Raw genomic sequence first — 235 nt, 5'->3', positions numbered from 1 at the left:
TTTTGTCCATCCTTTGAAAGCTCCGCTTTTGTTACAAGTACTTCAATCCCTTTATCGCCTGCTTGCACTTGACTCCATAGCGGTCCATCAATAAAGAAATCATCATGATCACGTGCTTCGTCCATCATCTCCCAAAAGAGCTCTTCACTTCGTTCGCGGTCATACCAAATTTCTTCACGATTTAACCCTCTATCCTCTATATCAATGTACGTAATAAAAAATTTCATCGTATGGT

General features: G+C 40.0%; 1 pseudogene. It reads right to left on the bottom strand.

The features are described from left to right. Window positions 1–235: pseudogene (mecA, locus tag KVT31_RS30005) on the bottom strand (adaptor protein MecA); the annotation flags it as partial.

The sequence above is a fragment of the Bacillus sp. GbtcB14 genome, from assembly GCF_019091205.1.
Taxonomy (GTDB): domain Bacteria; phylum Bacillota; class Bacilli; order Bacillales; family Bacillaceae_G; genus Bacillus_A; species Bacillus_A cereus_AG.
Note: the sequence above shows the minus strand (reverse complement) of the source record. Positions and strands in the feature narration are given on the sequence as shown.